This is a genomic window from Legionella taurinensis (assembly GCF_900452865.1).
In the GTDB taxonomy this organism is placed as follows: Bacteria; Pseudomonadota; Gammaproteobacteria; order Legionellales; family Legionellaceae; genus Legionella_C; species Legionella_C taurinensis.
In genome coordinates this window covers 990443-1007685 of record NZ_UGOZ01000001.1, presented here as the reverse complement: position 1 = coordinate 1007685, position 17243 = coordinate 990443, and the positions used below count along the sequence as shown (strand labels likewise).

Sequence of the window (17243 nt, the reverse complement as noted above, 5' to 3'; positions counted from 1 at the left end):
TTGACTAAAGTTTATACCCTGTCGCAGCAAGGAAATGCATCTTCAGGAAAATTAATCGAGAAATGAAAGAAAACGCACCGGCAGCGATTGCCAGACGCTGCCTTAGGGTCGTTGCAATGAGTCGCCTGATTGCCTGTTAATGAGTGGACGGTTGATGGTCTTGCTTAAAGTGAAACATGTCCTGTCCTATTTTTTCAAGCTGTTCCTCGCTCAGCAAGGTTTTAACTTTGGGAAACAGGATCTGCTCTTCTTCAGTGGCATGGTGTTCCACGTCTTTTTTAAACTTGGAAAATTGTTCTTCCCAGGTTTGAGTAGTCGCGGTGTCATCCAATTGTTTAATGGCTCTTTCAGCGCCTTTTTCTTCACTGACCAGGTGCTTTACTGTGTCATCCAATCGGTCTTTGAAATGCGGATACCAAACGGCATGCTCCATTTTTTCATGTCGGATTAAATCTTGAGATAACACAGCGAACAGTTTGCGCCGGGTTTCCTCACGGTGCGAAGCATCATTGATGTCGGCCAGCATCTTTCGTACGCGATTATGCTCTTTAATTAAAAAATCAATGGCGTTCATAATACTATCCTCTTTACTGTTATTCGTCCCTTATTCATTAGAAGTATAGTTTTATTTTCCAGAAACGGCGGTTATTTTATCTTAAGCCATTGAAATAACGATTATTTTTCATAATACCCCCTGCCCATCCCAGGACGGCGGGTGATGACAGGCGGAGGATTTTTGGCCAAAACTTCCGCCAGCATTTGTTTTTTCTGAAAAAAATGCAGGCTGTGATTGGCGTGATGAACAGACGGCTTTTCGTTGGCTGACGGCGAATCCGGGACAGGCGCAATCGTCACCACATCATTGGCGCTGTACGATTTTGGCAACGGCGGTAAGGGTTTTCTTTTTTGTTCAAGGTTAGACAGTGAGGGCGTTTTGGCAACCGGCGTCAGCTTCTCTGGGGGTGGCTCAGGCGTTTTTTCGCTGCTGAGCGGCCCGCTCTTTACTGTCACCGTCGTCTCTGCATTTTCCCGCGCAGGAATGCTGTTGTTTCCAGGCCGTTGATTAAGGAACTGCGGGGGGGGCTTATTCGTGAGCGTGGCGAGCGACTGAAAGGAACGGGCTAATTGGTCAGGAGCAACCGTGCAAGGCACGGTGTTGTCGTGATACTCCCGGATAAGTTGATAAAGGGTGTCCAACGACTCCTTAAAATAAGCCTCGGCCGGCTCATCCTTTTTTTTGATGTAGGCAAGGCACACATCAAGCGGGGTACTCTCCAGACACGATTCCATTTCTTTACACAAAACAGGGTAATCAGGATGCGCCGGATCGATCTTGTTTTCCTGATAAGCCGCGACAATTTTGACCGCGGCGATGCTTCTGGCCACGCGGGGATCAGGAAAAAGGCGTTCTTCCTGCGCCTTATAGAATACCTCAAATTCCTTTTGGTATTCAGGAGGATAATAGTCTGCCACCGATTTTCTTGCTGAATTCAACAGATCATAAAAATTGACAAGATTAGCGCCATAGGATTGCAGATTGTCACGAAACTGAAGCGGGTGCAGTTCAATACCGTAGGTGTCCTTCAAGTGCCTGGTTGCGCGGGTGAGCTTGACTTCCGAAGTTTCTGCAACACTCATGTTCAGGCATTTATCCATGCCTGAATCTCCATACTCAAGGAGCAGGAACTGAATCTGGGAACGCTGGTTGTTCGTCTCGATTTCTTTTTTGCGCTCGGCAATGAAATCGTCGTATTTCTTACGGTAATACTGAATCCTTTCTTCCGTGGCTAAAAAGAGGCGTTCCGCTCTGGCGGCGTTAAGATGATTAGCGGCTTTGGTATTGATAAGTTCCCTTAACGTCTGGCGATGTTTAGCACTTAAAATATCCCCCAAATCGGGCAGCGTTTTCGCTGCCTGCTCAAACCGTGAATCCGACATCGTAAAGAGACTGTGTACAAATGCAATGCGCGCCTCCGCCAATTTTTCGGGAATCTCGGTCACGGAATCATAAGCCAGAATGATGGCTTTCGCAGAAAGGAAATTGGAATACTCCTTTTCACTCTCCTCCTCGTCTTTAATCATTGAACCTTTGCGTATGCCCTCTTTAATCCTGTTTAAAAACACAGCCTCATCCCCTACTGATGGTTTAGAGAAATGCCTGACTCCTCCAAACACTGGTTAAGACAAAACGACTTAATTCAGATTTAGCGAGTGAAAAGTGTAATGGCTACAATGAGGTAGACGCAAGAATTCGAGCAAGTAATTTGACAACGGCGTACAAAATAAAAGGCGCCTTTAAAAGGCGCCTTTTTTAGTCAGTGAAATGCTATTTTTTAGGCAGATTGCTGTCGCGGCTTAAGTGAGACGGTATGTTCATGGAACCATACTTGTTGTGCTCACCAGTAACCGTTTTGTTATCGCGAACAGTAGCCGATGGGTTAATGATTGGCTTGCTCATGTCCTTGGACGAGGCCATTGACGAGCTAATCGGCTTGGAAGGCTGCATCCCGGGCCTTGTTGCCGTGCTGCCAACGGTTGTTCCAGGCTTGGTGGCAATCCCATGTTTCACGCCGCCATTGGAGCCATGCATCAGGCTGGATGACGTACCCGGTCTGCTGCTTGCGACGGAAGACGTGCTTTTTGCAGTCGTCGGTCTGGCTGTTGTTTTAGCGCGTGAGGCCGTGCTGCTCTTGCCAGTGGCTGTTTTTTTGATTGATGTGGACGGTTTGGCAATGGTTCTTGCCGTGGTGGTTTTGGCTTTGGATGCCGTTACTTTTTTAGCCGTAGTCGGCTTTCTGGCAGAAGCCGTTTTTTTAACTGAACTGCTTTTTGCAATGCCGTTTGCCGGTCTTGCTGACTTGCTCGTGGTGCTTCCGGCTTTTGAAACCGCCTTTTTCACTGAACTTCGGCTTGCGGCTGAGGCTGATTTTTTAGCCGATGTCGATTTTCTTACCCCAGACGTTGTTTTGGACGCAGCAGTGGTTTTTCCAGATGCCGTTCTACTGATTGAAGACGTCGTTCTGCTCGTTGAAGTGGACGGGCTGGAGCGCCTGGCAGCGGTTGTTTTGGAGCTTGACGTGCCGTTGCCTGTGCTCCTGATGCCTGAACTGAATGTGCGGGCAATGGATTGGCCATTTTGGATCGCTTCGCTGGTTTTAGTTTTGATGTCATCAGACATTGAAAGCCAATGTCTTTCAAAAATGGTGAAAGCCTGTTGCATAAAATCAAGTGCTTTGTGGCTGTTTTGAATGAACAGCTTGATATTTCGGTCCCAGATTTCTTCCGGATTTTGCATTCTGGAAAGTTCTTCGGGTTTGATATAAGACAGGTTTTGCAGTGTTCTTGCATGAAGCGCGGCTAATTCCTGTACTGGCTTCTGCAAATTATTCAACGTGTTTTTTAATTGTTCGAAATGTTCCGTATGCATGGCTTCCTCCTTTGTTGCAATGCACAATAAGATTAGTAATGATTGTCCAATTTGTCAAATTTCACCACCAAGCCTTTGAATTTTTTGTCCAATCATCCCTCCCAATCTCTTCTATAATTGAGAATAAAGCATTTTGCTTTGGTTTGGCGACTGACGGCTAGAGTAAGGGACGGGAATTCGATGATTTCCATATCAGGTTACGCATTACAGGAAAAACTGCGGCATAACCACAGTATTGATACTTATCATGCCCTGCGCCTGAAAGATAAGTGCAAGGTATTGTTAAAAATACCCAATAATTATTATGCATCGACCGACAATTTAGCCATCCTGCAGCATGAATTCCATCTTTTAAACAGCATTGAAGCACCAACGATCATCAAAGCCTATGATTTTCTGCAGCACACGCCAGCCCCAGTTCTGGTTTTAGAAGGGGTGAAAGGCCAGTTACTGCACGCCTACCTCATGACCAACCAGCTTAAAATCGAGGATTTTTTTAATCTTGCCATTCAATTGATTGATATTATCTGGGAGCTGCATCAGCGCAACATCATTCACAAGGAAATCAAGCCATCCAACATCATCATTGACCCTGAAAAATTAAAGCTTAAGCTGGTCGATTTAAGCGCCTCCACCCGGCTTTCCGAAGAAAACCTGGACTATTTGAATTTAAATGAGTTTGAAGACAGCCTGTCCTATATTTCGCCGGAACAAACGGGGCGCATCAACCGTCCAGTCGATTACCGTACCGATTTTTATTCCCTGGGAATCACCCTTTATCAGATGCTGACGAATCAGTTGCCTTTCCAGACCATGGATACCCTGGAACTGGTGCATTGCCACATTGCCAAAAAACCGCCTTCACTGACGGAATTGCGTCCCAACATCCCTCCCATGCTTGAAGCCATCATTAATAAATTACTGGAAAAAATGCCGGAAGAGCGGTATTCAAGCATTGTCGGCCTGCGCGCAGACATGCAGGAATGCCGCAATCAGTGGCGCAACAAGGGCATTGTCAGGGAATTTACCTTAGGCACCAATGACATCCGCGATCATCTGAACATTTCCCGCAACCTGTACGGTCGCGAAACGCAGGTGCAACAATTGATTAATACCTTCAAGCGCGTCAGCTTAGGCACCAAGGAAATTGTCTTGATTGCGGGTTATTCCGGGATAGGTAAAACCTCGCTGGTGAAAGAAATCCATAAACTCATTGTTCAGCACAAAGGGTATTACATTGATGGAAAATTTGATCAACTGCAGCGCAGCATGCCTTACAGTGCCATCGTCACTGCCTTTCAAAGCCTGGTGAAACAGGTGCTCTCTGAAAGCGAAGACCGCCTGGAACTGCTTCGCAACCAGTTAATTGCCGCGCTCGGCAATGTCGGGCAGGTGGTGGTTGATGTCATTCCCGACGTTGAATTGATCATCGGTCAGCAACCGCTGGTGCCCAAATTAAACCCCACGGATACCCAGATTCGTTTTAACCTGGTTTTCCAAAACTTTGTCCGTGTTTTCGCTCAACCCTCGCACCCCCTGGTTCTTTTCCTGGATGATTTGCAATGGGCGGATAATTCCTCCCTCAATTTCATTGAGAATCTGCTGCAGGATCATGACACCAACCATTTACTCATCATTGGCGCTTACCGCGACAACGAGGTGGATGAACGGCATCCGCTGCAACTCACCGTCAATAACCTGCATAAGCACAAGGTGTCGCTGACCACGTTAAAATTACAACCCCTGCTGTTTCAGGATATTCAGGAACTCCTGCAGGACACGCTGTCGACCTCGAGTGATAAAATTCAAACGCTGGCGCAATGCATTTACGATAAAACACAGGGTAATCCCTTTTTTATCAATCAATTTTTAAAGATTATTTATCAGGAGAAATTACTCACCTTTTCGTACGATAAGGGCCTGTGGGAATGGGATTTAACCCGAATTCAGCGAACCAGTGCCACGGATAACGTCATTTCTCTCCTGACTTCGAAAATTCATCTGCTGTCAAAACCGACTCAGGAAATTTTAAAACTGGCCGCCTGTTTCGGCCATCAGTTTGATTTCAGGACGTTACAGATTATTAATGAGCAAAGCACCAGTCAAATTGCCGAAAACCTGTGGCAGGCCATTAAAACCAACTTAATTTATCCGCTTGAAGAAAGCTATAAAACCATGGGACTGGTGGGACTTCGCGACAACCTGTCCAAAATCAATATTACCACCCTGAATTACCGCTTTGCCCATGACCGGATTCAGCAGGCGGCGTATGAGTTAATCGATGAAGAGGAAAGACCAGCACTTCATTTAAAAATCGGGCGGTTGTTATTAAAAGACAAGCCGCTGACGGAGGACGACGAGCGATTATTTGATGTCATGGAGCATTTCAATCAAAGCCTGACTCTGATTGACAACCCGGAGGAGCGCCTGCAATTGGCCCGTTATAATTTCTGGGCCGGGCAAAAGGCAAAACTGGCTTCCGCCTATTTTGCCGCCAACGACTACCTCTCCTCCGCCGTGTCGCTTTTGCAGCCGGTCAACTGGACAAAACACTACGACCTTGTCTTTCCAGTCTACCGTGAACAGGCAGTGTGCAAATACCTCATCAGCGATTTTAATGCGGCCGACGCTTTTTTTTCTGAACTGTTGGACAATACCAGGGATGAATTGGATCGGCTGGGCATTTATCGTTTGAAAATTGAAATGCTCTCCACCCTGGGCCAGCACACGGAAGCACTGGAAATTGGTTTGAATGCACTTCGTAAATTTGAAATCAGGATCCCTAAAAAACCCAAACTCATCCACCTGCTCACGGACATCTATAAAATCAAATTCAAGCTACGAAAAACACGGATTGAAAACATCGATCTGCCCTTGATGGAAGACCCCAAACAGCGGGCCATTGTCAATCTGATTACCCAGCTTTTAAACAGCGCCTTTATCACCAATCAACAGCTTTTTGTTATCCTCACCTGTAAAAACATCAGTCTGAGTTTGAAGTATGGGTACACGGACAGCACGTCCATGTCCCTGCCTGTGTTTGCCTTCATCATCATGCACTCACTGAACTGGTACGATGACGCCATTGCCTTCGTCAAACTTTACAATCGACTGAAACAAAAATACGGCGCGTCAAATTTTGAAGGCAAAAATCAGTTTGTCATCGGCGCGTTCATTGAGCCTTATCAGAATCCGCTCAGTGTTTGCAATAACACCGTGATTAATGCCTTCAGGCTTTGCTGCGAAGTCGGTGATTTAGTGTACAGCAATTACAGCAACCTGTTGCTGGTCGTCCATTCGCAGACCGCCGGCAAAAAACTCGACGAAATGAAAAAAAACATTCAATCGGCCCTGGCGTTTATGTCCCGGGTCACCATTTCCGACTTTTTTAACTTCATCAGTTTCTGGGAGTATGCCGCGCAATGCCTTGAGAACATTTCCTTGGTTTCTGACCATAAATTCAACGCCTTCGAACAGAGCATCATTCAAGGCAAAAACAAGACTGAACTTAGCTTTTTTTACAGCTCCCTGACCTTTCTGTATTTTATGCTCGGCCGTTACGAAGACGCCATTGAAGCCGGTGAAAATCACCTTCGATACGCGGAATACAATACAGGCATGCTGAGCCACCTCGACGGCAAATTGTTTTTAGCGCTGGCCATGTTTTATCATCTTCCGGAAATATCGCATGTGCAACGTCACAACTATTTAAAAAAATTACGAAGCCTCACCCGCTTCATCGAAAAATACGCGACCTGGTGTCCTGATAATTTCAAAGCCTACGCCTTACTGCTTCGCAGTGAATTTGCCCGACTGGAGCAGGGGTATGAACCCGTCATTGCCCTGTATGAGCAAACCATGGAAACCGCCACCCAAAATGGATTAAACCTGATTGCAGCGATTGCTTCGGAGCGCGCTGGTTTTCACTGCATGACCGCCAAAGTCAGCCGCATTGCCAACATGTACCTGCACAATGCCTACCGCCATTTTAAAGAATGGGGTGCGATTTCACGCGTCAAATTACTGGAAGAAAATTACCCGATGTTGACGTTTGATTACTCCCTGCCTAATTTCAGCATCACCCCCGCCACCGCGTCAGCGCCCAAGGTGAATACCCAAAGCATCGACATGCTGGCCATCTTGAAATTTACCCAATTGATTTCCAGCGAAATCCGCCTGGACAAATTATTGCAGAAATTTTTAGTCATCGTGTCTGAAAATGCTGGCGCGCAGCGCAGCCTGATCCTGACGCAGGTGCAGGATCAATGGATTGTGGAAGCCGAAGGCAATCTTGAGCAGCAACTCATTTATCTCAATCAGAAAAAAGAAGAAGGGCTGCTGCCGAAATACCCGGTTTCCATTTTAAACTATGTCCAGCACACCCAAAAACCCATCATTCTCAACGATGCCATCCAATCTGAACTGACGTTTCAGGATCCGTATGTGCAGCGTGAAAATCCTCGATCACTGCTGATGATGCCCTTGTTCTATAAAGGACAGCTTTCACGCATGCTTTACCTTGAAAACAACAGCAGCAGCCATACCTTCACCCCCAATCATCTGGACAGTTTGAACCTGCTGGCATCCCAGGCCATGACCTCGCTTGAAAATGCCAAATTGTATTATCAGGCGACCCACGACCCGTTAACGGGACTTGCCAACCGCAACATGCTGTATGAAATGTTCCAGCACATGACCAAACAGGCCTCGCGTTCGCAGGGTAAAATTGCCCTGGTCTTTTTAGACATTGACTATTTTAAGGTCATTAATGATACGCTGGGGCATGACAATGGCGACAAGCTTCTCATTCATGTAGCCAACACTTTGACGGCCAGCCTTCGGGAAGGCGACATTGCCGCAAGGCTCGGCGGCGATGAATTCACCCTGATTTTAGCCAATGTGTCGATCAGGTCACGGCCATCGTCGAACGGTTGTTTAAGGAAATGTCTAAACCCATCCCCATCGATGATCATTTGATTCAGATTACCTCCAGCATGGGCATCAGTATTTACCCTAAAGACGGCAATGACATCGAAACCCTGCTTAAACAGGCCGATACCGCGCTTTACCAGGCCAAGGAAAAAGGCAGGAATCAATACCACTATTATTCCACCGCCCTTTATGAGGAATACCAGCAGATTCACGGCCTGGGCAAGGAATTGCAGCGCGCGTATGACAAACAGGAATTTTTCATGGTCTATCAGCCCTTCTATGACGGGGTCACGGGTGAAATCATTGGTCTTGAATCCCTGTTGCGCTGGAATCACCCGGAAAAAGGGGTGCTGGCGGCCGGGGATTTCATCCATACGCTCGAAAAAAGCCCATTGATTATTCCAGTCAGCGAATGGATTATCAAATCCGTCTGTCAACAGGCCAAGATCTGGAAAGACAAGAAAATTCTACCCGGTCCCATTGCCATCAATGTCTCGACCGTGCAATTCCTGCGTCATTCATTAAGCAATGTCATTAATGCCATTCTCGATGAAATCCAGCTGCCCCCCTCCAGCATCGAACTGGAAATCACCGAAACCTTTTTTATTGAATACAATGAACGGCTGTACAAGGAAATCGATGCGCTAAAGAAAGGCGGCATTAATCTGGTGATTGATGATTTCGGCACCGGCTATTCCAGTCTGTCCTACTTAAAACATTTGCCGGTGAATAAAATTAAAATCGACAAAGCTTTCATTGACAATTGCCAGCATGACTACCTGGATCAGACCATTATCAGCGCCATCATCACCATCGCCCATAAACTGAACATCAGTGTCATTGCCGAAGGCGTTGAAGTCGAGGAACAGTTGGACACCCTCAAGGTACTGGGTATCGACGGCATCCAGGGGTATTATTACTCGCGCCCGTTGACCAGGGATGATTGTGAAATTGAACTGAAAAAATCCATCATCGAAAAATACCTGAAAGACTAATCAGACCATGTCCCCTCGCAGGGAGGCCCAGGCCATGCCCAGCAATTCATGCAGGGCAATAGTCAGATAAACCATGTTCTGGGGATTGGGTAGGTACCGTTTTTCCCAGCGTTCATCCTGCCAGTAAAGGGTTCTGTCCGCCGGGGCGGCGATTGGATTTAAGCCCTGGCGTCGGCATAAGGCCATGGCTCTCGGCATGTGGATGGCGGAAGTCACCAGATAAAACGGCTGGTCATGAACCCAGCGCTTGATTGCCTTCGCCTGTTGTGCGGTATTTAACGAAATCCTCTCAAGCACCACGGGCTTCAAAGGCTTGGTAAACCAGTCAGCCAGTTGCGCCATGCGCTCAGACTCTGCCCTCTCACCACCAAAGCCCCCGCCGGAAAGCAACAGGGTCGCGTCTGGCAATTGGCGATAAAGGCGCAGCCCTTCCAGCAGGCGCTTGATACTGGCATTGTAAAGCAGCAGATGCTCCGGTTGGCCTGCTTCCTCGGCCTGACCGCCACTCAAAACCACCACCCAGCGCACGCGGGGATCTGCTTGCTTCACAACCGGGTATTGCCGTTCAAGGCAGGCGGTCAGCGTTTTTGGCAACCAGCCTAAACTGACTGAAAGAAGCATCAGGTAAAGCAGTGTAAAACCCATCCTGCTGAACCGGTCCCCCTGCCGCCAAAGCCTTATCAGCAACAGGGTATAGACGATAAAAAAGAGACACAGGGGATTGAGCAGCGCTTCAAGCACATGTCGAATGCCGGCCATCATTTCGCCTTAGCCATCATGAATAGTCCAAGCAGCGCAAAGAGGATGGTCGGTCCGATGGCCGCCAGCACCGGCGGCCACTGAAACACCTGACTGACCGGGCCAAAAAAACGGTTAAGGATATGGAAGCCAAAACCCACCGTAATGCCCAGCAGCAATTTGGATCCCATGGTGGACGAACGCAGTGGACCGAAGATAAACGGAATGGCAAGAACCATCATCACCACCGTCGTCAACGGTTGGATCAGGCGCTGCCAATAAGCCAGTTGATAATTGCTGGCCGTTTGATGACTTTGTTTTTGTTCGCGCAGATACTGACGCAGCTCATGCAAGGTCATCTCATCCGGTTCGCTGCTGGTTAAATTCAAGAGCTTGGGCTTAACCGAGACATCCCAAACCATGGTTTTGGCGGTGCTGGCCACGGTCTTTGTTCGGAAAATGTCGGTTTGGGCAATCCCATACGCCTTCCACTGCCCATCCTGGTATTCAATGCGCTCCATGCGCCGGGCAAAGCGCAAATGATGCTGTTCGTCAAAGCGAAACTGAAAAACACTGTGCAGCGTATTCTTTTCGATGCTGCCAATGGTGATAAAGTCATTCTGATTACGAAGCCAGACTCCCTGCGCCGTACGCAAAGCCTGACCACCGCTTAAAGCCTGAGTCCGCAAATCATTAGCAAAATAGGCGAGTTTAGGCACCACGGTTTCGCCAATCAGGGTCACAAGAACAATGATGACAAAGGCCACCTTCAAGACCGCCAGTGTGATTTGGCCGATGGACATCCCCGCCGCCCGCATGACGATGAGTTCACGATGATTGGCCATCATGCCAAGGCCAATCAAACAACCCATGAGACTGGCCATGGGAAAAAAGAGATACACCTGATAGGGCATCTGCAGAAACACAAAAATGGCTGCATTGACAAGACCGAAATCGGCGCGGCCAAGATCATCCAGCTGGTTGACAAAAAGAATGAATACCTGCAGCCCCGCGAGCATCAAGGTGACTAAGCCGATGGAGGCAAGAACCGTTCTGGCAATGTAGCGTTCGATTAAGATCATGCCGGCTTCACCCGGTTATAGGCCATCAGCAACAGGCCGATGAGGAGAACCACGCCATGCAGCCACCACATGCCGACCCATTGCGGGACCTTGCCTGCCGCCACCCAATCACGGGCAACAAACATGAAATTGGCATACACAATATAGAGTAAAATGGCCGGCAGCAGTTTGGCGTATTTTCCTGACCGGGGGTTAACCCGGCTTAAGGGCACAGCCACCAGTGTCAGGGTGAGAACCATCAGGGGTACCGAGAGCCGCCATTGCAATTCCGCGGCTCTGCGGTTATCGCTGTTAATAAACGGCAGTAAATCGGCCGTTTTGGCGGTACGCAGGTCGTCTTTGATTTCAATGGTTGGGTGGGGCAGGCGGGCTTTGTACTGGTTAAACTCAGCCACCTGATAATTGGCCTGACCGGGTGCGCCTTCATATTCAGTGCCTTTGGCAAGAACAATGTAATCTTCAAGCGTCTCAGGATCCGTCTCTGCGAACGCGTGCTCCGCCCATAAGATATCCCAGCGCGTTTGATTGTCTTTAATCACCTGCCTTGCCAGAAAAATATTTTTCGCCTCGGTGTGTTCCCGGTTCATGGACTCCACGTAAAACACCTGCCGCCCATTGGAAATGGCGCGAAAGCGACCCGGCAGAATCGTCTGTATCAGGGTCTTTACGCCGGTGGCGCGCAGCAGGGAGGAGCGCTCCTTGGCAATGACAGGACTGACCCAGATCATGATAAACGCTACCAGCAAAGCCACCGCCAGGGCCATGTAAAGGCTGTGCTTTAATAAGCGGTCAGGCCCATACCCGCAGGCCTGCAGAACCGTCATTTCGCTTTCGGCATACATCCTGCCATAGGCAATCAGCAAGGCGACGAAAAAACCGAGGGGCAGCAGAAGGCCCATGAGGTTGGGCAATTCGAGCATCATCAGTTTCATGATAATCATGCCTGGGATTTGTCCATTGGCCGCACGATTTAAATAGCGCACAAACTGGTTGCTCATAAAGATAAGCATCAGGATAGTGGTCAGGGAAGCTAAAGTCACGAACACTTCTTTAGCCAGGTAACGAAAAATCAACACAGTCTGGCTCTCGGCAAAAGGCTTGGGTTACGGGTATTCACACGGATCTCGCTGTTTATGATCACTCTAGCTTACCATGATCTGCGTTGATCGTCAGGTTTTCCTTTGTGGAAATTCGCATCAGGGAGATGGCATTACAAGCCAAGCCTAGGTACACTAGCACTCTTTGTCTTTCACAAGGAAGCACAATGAATTATGGATTAATTGACACCCCCTCGCTGAACGACACCGAATGCCTGGTGCTTGGCCTCTTCAGCGACGGCGAGTGGGATGCCTTTGCTCAGGTGCTGGATGGCCAACTCCATGGCTTGATTTCGCGACTTTTCACCCGATTAAAGGACAAAGGCGATTCCGCCTGGCAGACGGACATCAATCATCACTGTTTACTGGTTTTGAATTGCGGAAAAAAAGCGGAATTTAATGGGGATGCCCTGCAAAAACGCCTGGGCGACATCATGGCCGCCCTGTTGAAGCAGCGCGTCGCCTCAGCAACCCTTTGTCTGCCGCCCGTGGCCGATAAAACCCCCGATTGGCAGCTTCAGCACATGCTGCTGCAAGTCGATGCCCAGTGCTATCAATTGAATGAATTTAAAACCAAAGAGAAAAAACCACTCATTCTGGAGTCCGTTAATTTCAGTCTCCCTGGCGTCAGTCATCAAACCCTTAAACACAGTGAAGCCATTGCCAAAGGCGTGCAACTGACGCGCACCTTAGCCGACTTACCCGCCAATCGCTGTACCCCGGCCTACCTGGGCGAACAGGCTCTGGCGCTGGCCAACGAACATGCCAATATCAAGGCTTTGGTCATGGGCCCCGATGAAATCCGCCAAATCGGCATGGGCGCGTTACTGGCGGTCGCGCAGGGGAGCAGTCAGGAACCGCGTTTTATTGAATTGCAATACCAGGGCGGCGGCAATGCCCAACCGATTGTCTTAGTCGGTAAGGGCATTACGTTTGACTCCGGCGGTTTAACCATTAAACCGGGCGATGCCATGATGGAGATGAAATACGACATGTCAGGCGCTGCCAGCGTATTAGGCACCCTGAAAGCCTGCGCCCTGCTCAAACTGCCTGTGAATGTCACAGGCCTCATTGCCAGCGCTGAAAACATGCCCAGCGGCACTTCGGTTAAGCCGGGTGATATCGTGACCACCCTCTCCGGGCAAACGGTCGAAATTCTGAATACGGACGCCGAAGGGCGGCTGGTTCTGGCCGATGCCTTAAGTTACGCGGAACGGCTTAATCCTGCCCTGGTGTTAGACATTGCCACCTTAACTGGCGCCATCATTATTGCCCTGGGCTTTATTACCACGGGCTTTATGACCAAAGACGACGCCCTGGCCGCCGATCTACTGGCAGCCGCTGACCGAAGCAATGAAAAAACCTGGCGTATGCCGCTTGATGACGCCTACCAGGAAGCGCTGGAGAGTCCGCTGGCGGACATGATTAACGGTGCGTTTGACCGCAGCGCCGGCGCCATTACCGCGGCTTGCTTTCTGTCGCGTTTTACTCAAAAATACCGCTGGGCGCATCTGGATATCGCGGGTACCGCCTGGGTATCCGGGAAGAAGCGTCAGGCCACCGGCCGTCCCGTCCCCTTACTTGTTGAGTTTTTGCGCCATGTCAGTTCCACGCGTTGATTTTTACCTGTTAAACACCAGCGAGCTTCAGGCGAAATGGCTTTTTGCCTGCCGCTTGCTGGAAAAAGCGTACCTGCGCGGTCATCAGGTGTTTGTTTATTGCCAGGATGAACAGGATGCCGAAAAACTCGATGAATTGCTCTGGACATTTAAAGAAGACAGCTTTATCCCCCATCATTTGCAGGGAGAAGGCCCGGAACCCCCGCCGCCGGTACAAATCGGCCATGGCCAGGAACCGCGCGGTTTTCGCGAAATTCTACTTAATCTGGCCGATTCTGTTCCCTCTTTTTACGGCCGCTTCAGACGGGTCATTGAAATTGTAACCGAAGAGGAATCCGCTAAAGACATAAGCCGCCTCCACTATCGCGAGTACCGTTCCAGGGGCTGCGAACTGCAAACCCATGCCATTGACATGGCTTGATTTATTCCTCCCACGGCGATTGTAAATATTGCGTAGGGATTGGTTGCAATTGTTTAATTATACGGCAGACTTGTTTATTTTACGGCTGCTTTTTCTAAAATACCCGCCTTTCACAACTCAGTAGGAAAACAATGAAAACCAATCAACCGAATCAAGACGGGAAAAGCGAGCAGCCAGCAGTCACCTCGACCAGCAAGACTCCGAAGAGTTGGGACCGGCTTCATGGCATACTCCACCACCTCATTACCTCAGAAAACACAGACTATGTCATCGATATAGTAGGAGGACTCGGGAACCATCTTCTTTATTTGGCCGCCATGTTCCCTGAAAAAAAATTCATCGCCAATAACCTCCATCCCAGCGTGAGAGGCCATATTGCCATAATCGAAAAAATGGACATTGATAGCCTGCTTAAAGACAAGATCAAGCCTTTGACCCCGCTGGCGAACCCTAACAGCATGACATTACACAAAGACATGCTTGAACTTGAAAAAAAGGTCCTTGAGCAGAAGAACATTCTGTTTGAAAAGGATGAACCGACAGCGAAGATCATTAGCTCGTATGATCCAAAAAATCTTTATGTTATCCCGTTAGCTCGCCTTACCCCTCAGGTGGCCACAAAAGTGCTTGCCGATTTTAAAGACAAAAAATGCCCTTATCTGGCCATTTTTCAAAGCAAGACATCCGATCCCCTACCCTTTGATGTTCAAGGAAATACTTTTTTTGACGTCATTGACTTCTCTGGTTCCACCCCGATTCGATGGTTCTTTTACACCAACAGTGCAGCGGCCAACGACATTAAAGCGTTATTCCTTGAGGCGTACGCCGCGAGTGAGCGATGGGCAAACAGCAGGATCATGACCATTCAATCTCAACTGAAAAAGGCTAAAGACCCTGCTGAAATAAAGCGTCTCAACGAGATGCTACAGTCCGCTACTGTTTCGTTGAATTTCATCACGGAGTCGTTTAAAAATTCAGCGCTTAATGAAAAACAATCGCTCAGCAAGACGTTACCTGCCTCCGAAGCAACAACGCCTGAAAACCCCAAGCGAAAATTCATTGGGCCGGAGCCTGCGCCTCGCCAGACGAAAGCGTCTCAACAACCGGCCAGTGCTCGACCATCGCCATCACAAAAAACTGCCCCGGCTTTTTTTGTAGGGAAAGGCTACTCTGCCGCTGAGATTAAAAATCAGACACTACAGGCAGAAATGATGGAGTTAGGCACCCAATTCCACCAGACTGCCACCCTATTGTCTAACGCAGACTTGACAAAACCGGGAGCGAGCACCCAGATAATGAAGGTGTTGGAGATACTAAAATCCAAGACGAACGAAACCGTTGAAAAAGCAAAAAAAGTGGTCAACGCCATAACGCCTGAGACGAGTGACTCTGTTGTCGAGATCACCGAAACACACCCTAAACGGCATAAATCAAAGAGTGGAGACGAACAGGTAACTGTTCATACCACAGAGCCGACAACTCAACCCGAAAAACTGAGCATTTCCTTTCTGATGAACTAGACCCGCATCACCCCGGCCGCGGTTTTCACTGCGGCCCGGGGTGTGCTTTAGCCGTATTTTTCCTTCAGGTAGCGAGCGATCGTGCGCATCCCCATGGCTTCACCGCCTTCCGGCTTTCCGGGTTTGCTCGCTAAATTCCAGGCCATGATGTCAAAGTGAATCCATTGTGTCGGGGAATGGATAAAGCGCTTTAAAAATAACGCCGCCGTAATCGCTCCAGCATAGGGCGATGGACTGGCATTGACGATGTCGGCCACCGAGGAATCCAGCATGTTGTCATAGCCTGAAAACAAGGGAAGACGCCAGACGGGGTCGTGAATGTCCTCACCCAGACGACTTAACGTCATGGCCAGTTCATCATTCCCCGTAAACAGAGCGGCTATTTCTGTTCCCACCGCTACCCGGGCAGCTCCCGTTAAAGTCGAAAAATCAATCAGTAATTCCGGCTCTTCCTCGCAGGCTTTAACCATGGCATCGGCGAGGATCAGCCGGCCTTCCGCGTCGGTGTTATCCACCTCCACCGTCAGGCCGTTGCGCATGGTCAGCACATCACCTGGACGAAATGCGCGTGAACCCACCGCATTTTCAACAGCAGGGATAAACACCTGCAGACGCACAGGCAATTGATTGGCCATAATCCATTGTGCAAGCCCTAAGACATTGGCGGCGCCCCCCATGTCTTTTTTCATTAGACGCATGTTAAGGGCCGGTTTAATATCAAGACCGCCGCTGTCAAAGCAGACGCCTTTGCCTACCAGAGCAATTTTTGGATGCTCGGCTTTACCCCAGGTTAACTGGATTAAGCGTGGTTCAAATTCAGAGGCACGACCGACCACATGAATGGCAGGAAAATTGGCCGCGAGCAATTCATCCCCCACCCACTGGCAGAAATCGGCCTGGTACTGCCTGGCCAATTCGGCCGCCACTTCAGCCAATTGCGCAGGGCCTAAGTCATTGCTTGGGGTATTGATCAAATCACGCACTAAAAAAACCGCTTCCACGTCGGTTTTAAGCGTCTTTATGGCTTCATTGCGTACGACCAGGCGACGCGGCGGCCGATCCTGCTTTTTGTATCGATCAAATCGGTATTGCGCCAAAGCCCAATTCACCTGCGCAAAAATCGACAGCGGACTGGCCGTTTCATAATGACCTTCCGGCAGCAGGGTTGCTGCATAAGCCATGGCCTGGGCATCACCGGCCTCCCCTTGCCCTAAAAATGCTTTGGTAAGCTGACCGGAGGGCGCGTAAATCAGGCATAACTGCCCCAGCTTGGCTTTAAATCCCTGAGACTGCAATTGACAGCGCTCGCCCTCGCTCAATTCGATTTTGCCGTCATGCCATTGGGGTGAATTAATGAGCACCAGGGGAACAGCCCCTTCGCTCTGAGTCTGATAAAACGCGTCAGCGTGCAT

The 17243-nt window shown here is 49.1% G+C and carries 11 protein-coding genes and 1 pseudogene; 6 read left to right on the top strand and 6 right to left on the bottom strand.

The genetic code is table 11. The annotated features are described in order from the left end of the window. Positions 1 to 136: 136 nt before the first annotated feature. Together DYE45_RS04725 and DYE45_RS04720 are read right to left on the bottom strand one after the other, a co-directional pair. A complete protein-coding gene (locus tag DYE45_RS04725) occupies positions 137 to 574 on the bottom strand; it encodes a hemerythrin domain-containing protein (RefSeq protein WP_108292240.1) in 438 nt (145 codons plus the stop codon). Positions 575 to 675: 101 nt separating this feature from the next. Next, positions 676 to 2124, bottom strand: coding sequence for a hypothetical protein (locus DYE45_RS04720; protein WP_133138171.1), 1449 nt, complete (start codon positions 2122 to 2124; stop codon positions 676 to 678). 251 nt (positions 2125 to 2375) lie between these two features. Between DYE45_RS04720 and DYE45_RS04715 the strand changes: the two genes are divergently transcribed. The 3 genes and pseudogenes from DYE45_RS04715 to DYE45_RS14880 all read left to right on the top strand — a co-directional run bounded on the left by DYE45_RS04715 (position 2376) and on the right by DYE45_RS14880 (position 9354). Beyond that, positions 2376 to 3248: a hypothetical protein gene (locus DYE45_RS04715; protein ID WP_147286226.1), complete on the top strand. Its 873-nt coding sequence runs from the start codon at positions 2376 to 2378 to the stop codon at positions 3246 to 3248. Between the two features lie 359 nt (positions 3249 to 3607). Next, positions 3608 to 8472 (top strand): annotated as a pseudogene (locus DYE45_RS04710) (AAA family ATPase); the annotation flags it as partial. Between the two features lie 147 nt (positions 8473 to 8619). Further along, positions 8620 to 9354, top strand: coding sequence for an EAL domain-containing protein (locus DYE45_RS14880; protein WP_242602682.1), 735 nt, complete (start codon positions 8620 to 8622; stop codon positions 9352 to 9354). Here the strand turns inward: DYE45_RS14880 and DYE45_RS04705 are convergent, their stop codons facing one another. From DYE45_RS04705 to lptF, 3 genes are read right to left on the bottom strand one after another with little or no spacing between them, the layout of a single operon-like run. Continuing rightward, on the bottom strand, positions 9355 to 10113 hold the full coding sequence (locus DYE45_RS04705) for an ElyC/SanA/YdcF family protein (protein WP_108292248.1): 759 nt from the start codon (positions 10111 to 10113) through the stop codon (positions 9355 to 9357). Next, positions 10113 to 11174, bottom strand: coding sequence for an LPS export ABC transporter permease LptG (gene lptG / locus DYE45_RS04700; RefSeq protein ID WP_115300537.1), 1062 nt, complete (start codon positions 11172 to 11174; stop codon positions 10113 to 10115). Before lptG ends, DYE45_RS04705 begins: the two co-directional genes overlap by 1 nt. Beyond that, positions 11171 to 12250, bottom strand: coding sequence for an LPS export ABC transporter permease LptF (gene lptF / locus DYE45_RS04695; RefSeq protein ID WP_115300536.1), 1080 nt, complete (start codon positions 12248 to 12250; stop codon positions 11171 to 11173). Before lptF ends, lptG begins: the two co-directional genes overlap by 4 nt. A 188-nt stretch (positions 12251 to 12438) precedes the next feature. On the opposite strand from lptF, the gene DYE45_RS04690 reads away from it, so the two are divergent. From DYE45_RS04690 to DYE45_RS04680, 3 genes are all read left to right on the top strand, one after another. Continuing rightward, positions 12439 to 13890 (top strand): leucyl aminopeptidase, encoded by a 1452-nt coding sequence (locus DYE45_RS04690; protein ID WP_115300535.1) that lies wholly within the window; start codon positions 12439 to 12441, stop codon positions 13888 to 13890. After that, a complete protein-coding gene (locus tag DYE45_RS04685; RefSeq protein ID WP_108292256.1) occupies positions 13871 to 14311 on the top strand; it encodes a DNA polymerase III subunit chi in 441 nt (146 codons plus the stop codon). The genes DYE45_RS04690 and DYE45_RS04685 overlap by 20 nt, the downstream gene beginning before the upstream one ends. Positions 14312 to 14442: 131 nt before the next feature. Further along, positions 14443 to 15831 carry a hypothetical protein gene (locus DYE45_RS04680; protein ID WP_115300534.1) on the top strand — a complete coding sequence of 463 codons (1389 nt, stop codon included), beginning with the start codon at positions 14443 to 14445 and terminating at the stop codon, positions 15829 to 15831. A gap of 47 nt (positions 15832 to 15878) precedes the next feature. Here DYE45_RS04680 and DYE45_RS04675 read toward each other — a convergent pair whose 3' ends face one another. After that, entirely contained in the window at positions 15879 to 17243 is a 1365-nt protein-coding gene (locus DYE45_RS04675) for a leucyl aminopeptidase family protein (protein WP_115300533.1), read from the bottom strand.

What these genes read in the sequence shown, in the direction of transcription:
- DYE45_RS04725 (WP_108292240.1), bottom strand. Translation starts at nt 574, where the DNA reads ATGAACGCCATTGATTTTTTAATTAAAGAGCATAATCGCGTACGAAAG.
- DYE45_RS04715 (WP_147286226.1), top strand. Translation starts at nt 2,376, where the DNA reads ATGGAACCATACTTGTTGTGCTCACCAGTAACCGTTTTGTTATCGCGA.
- DYE45_RS14880 (WP_242602682.1), top strand. Translation starts at nt 8,620, where the DNA reads ATGGTCTATCAGCCCTTCTATGACGGGGTCACGGGTGAAATCATTGGT.
- DYE45_RS04705 (WP_108292248.1), bottom strand. Translation starts at nt 10,113, where the DNA reads ATGGCCGGCATTCGACATGTGCTTGAAGCGCTGCTCAATCCCCTGTGT.
- lptG (WP_115300537.1), bottom strand. Translation starts at nt 11,174, where the DNA reads ATGATCTTAATCGAACGCTACATTGCCAGAACGGTTCTTGCCTCCATC.
- DYE45_RS04690 (WP_115300535.1), top strand. Translation starts at nt 12,439, where the DNA reads ATGAATTATGGATTAATTGACACCCCCTCGCTGAACGACACCGAATGC.
- DYE45_RS04685 (WP_108292256.1), top strand. Translation starts at nt 13,871, where the DNA reads ATGTCAGTTCCACGCGTTGATTTTTACCTGTTAAACACCAGCGAGCTT.
- DYE45_RS04680 (WP_115300534.1), top strand. Translation starts at nt 14,443, where the DNA reads ATGAAAACCAATCAACCGAATCAAGACGGGAAAAGCGAGCAGCCAGCA.
- DYE45_RS04675 (WP_115300533.1), bottom strand. Translation starts at nt 17,243, where the DNA reads ATGCACGCTGACGCGTTTTATCAGACTCAGAGCGAAGGGGCTGTTCCC.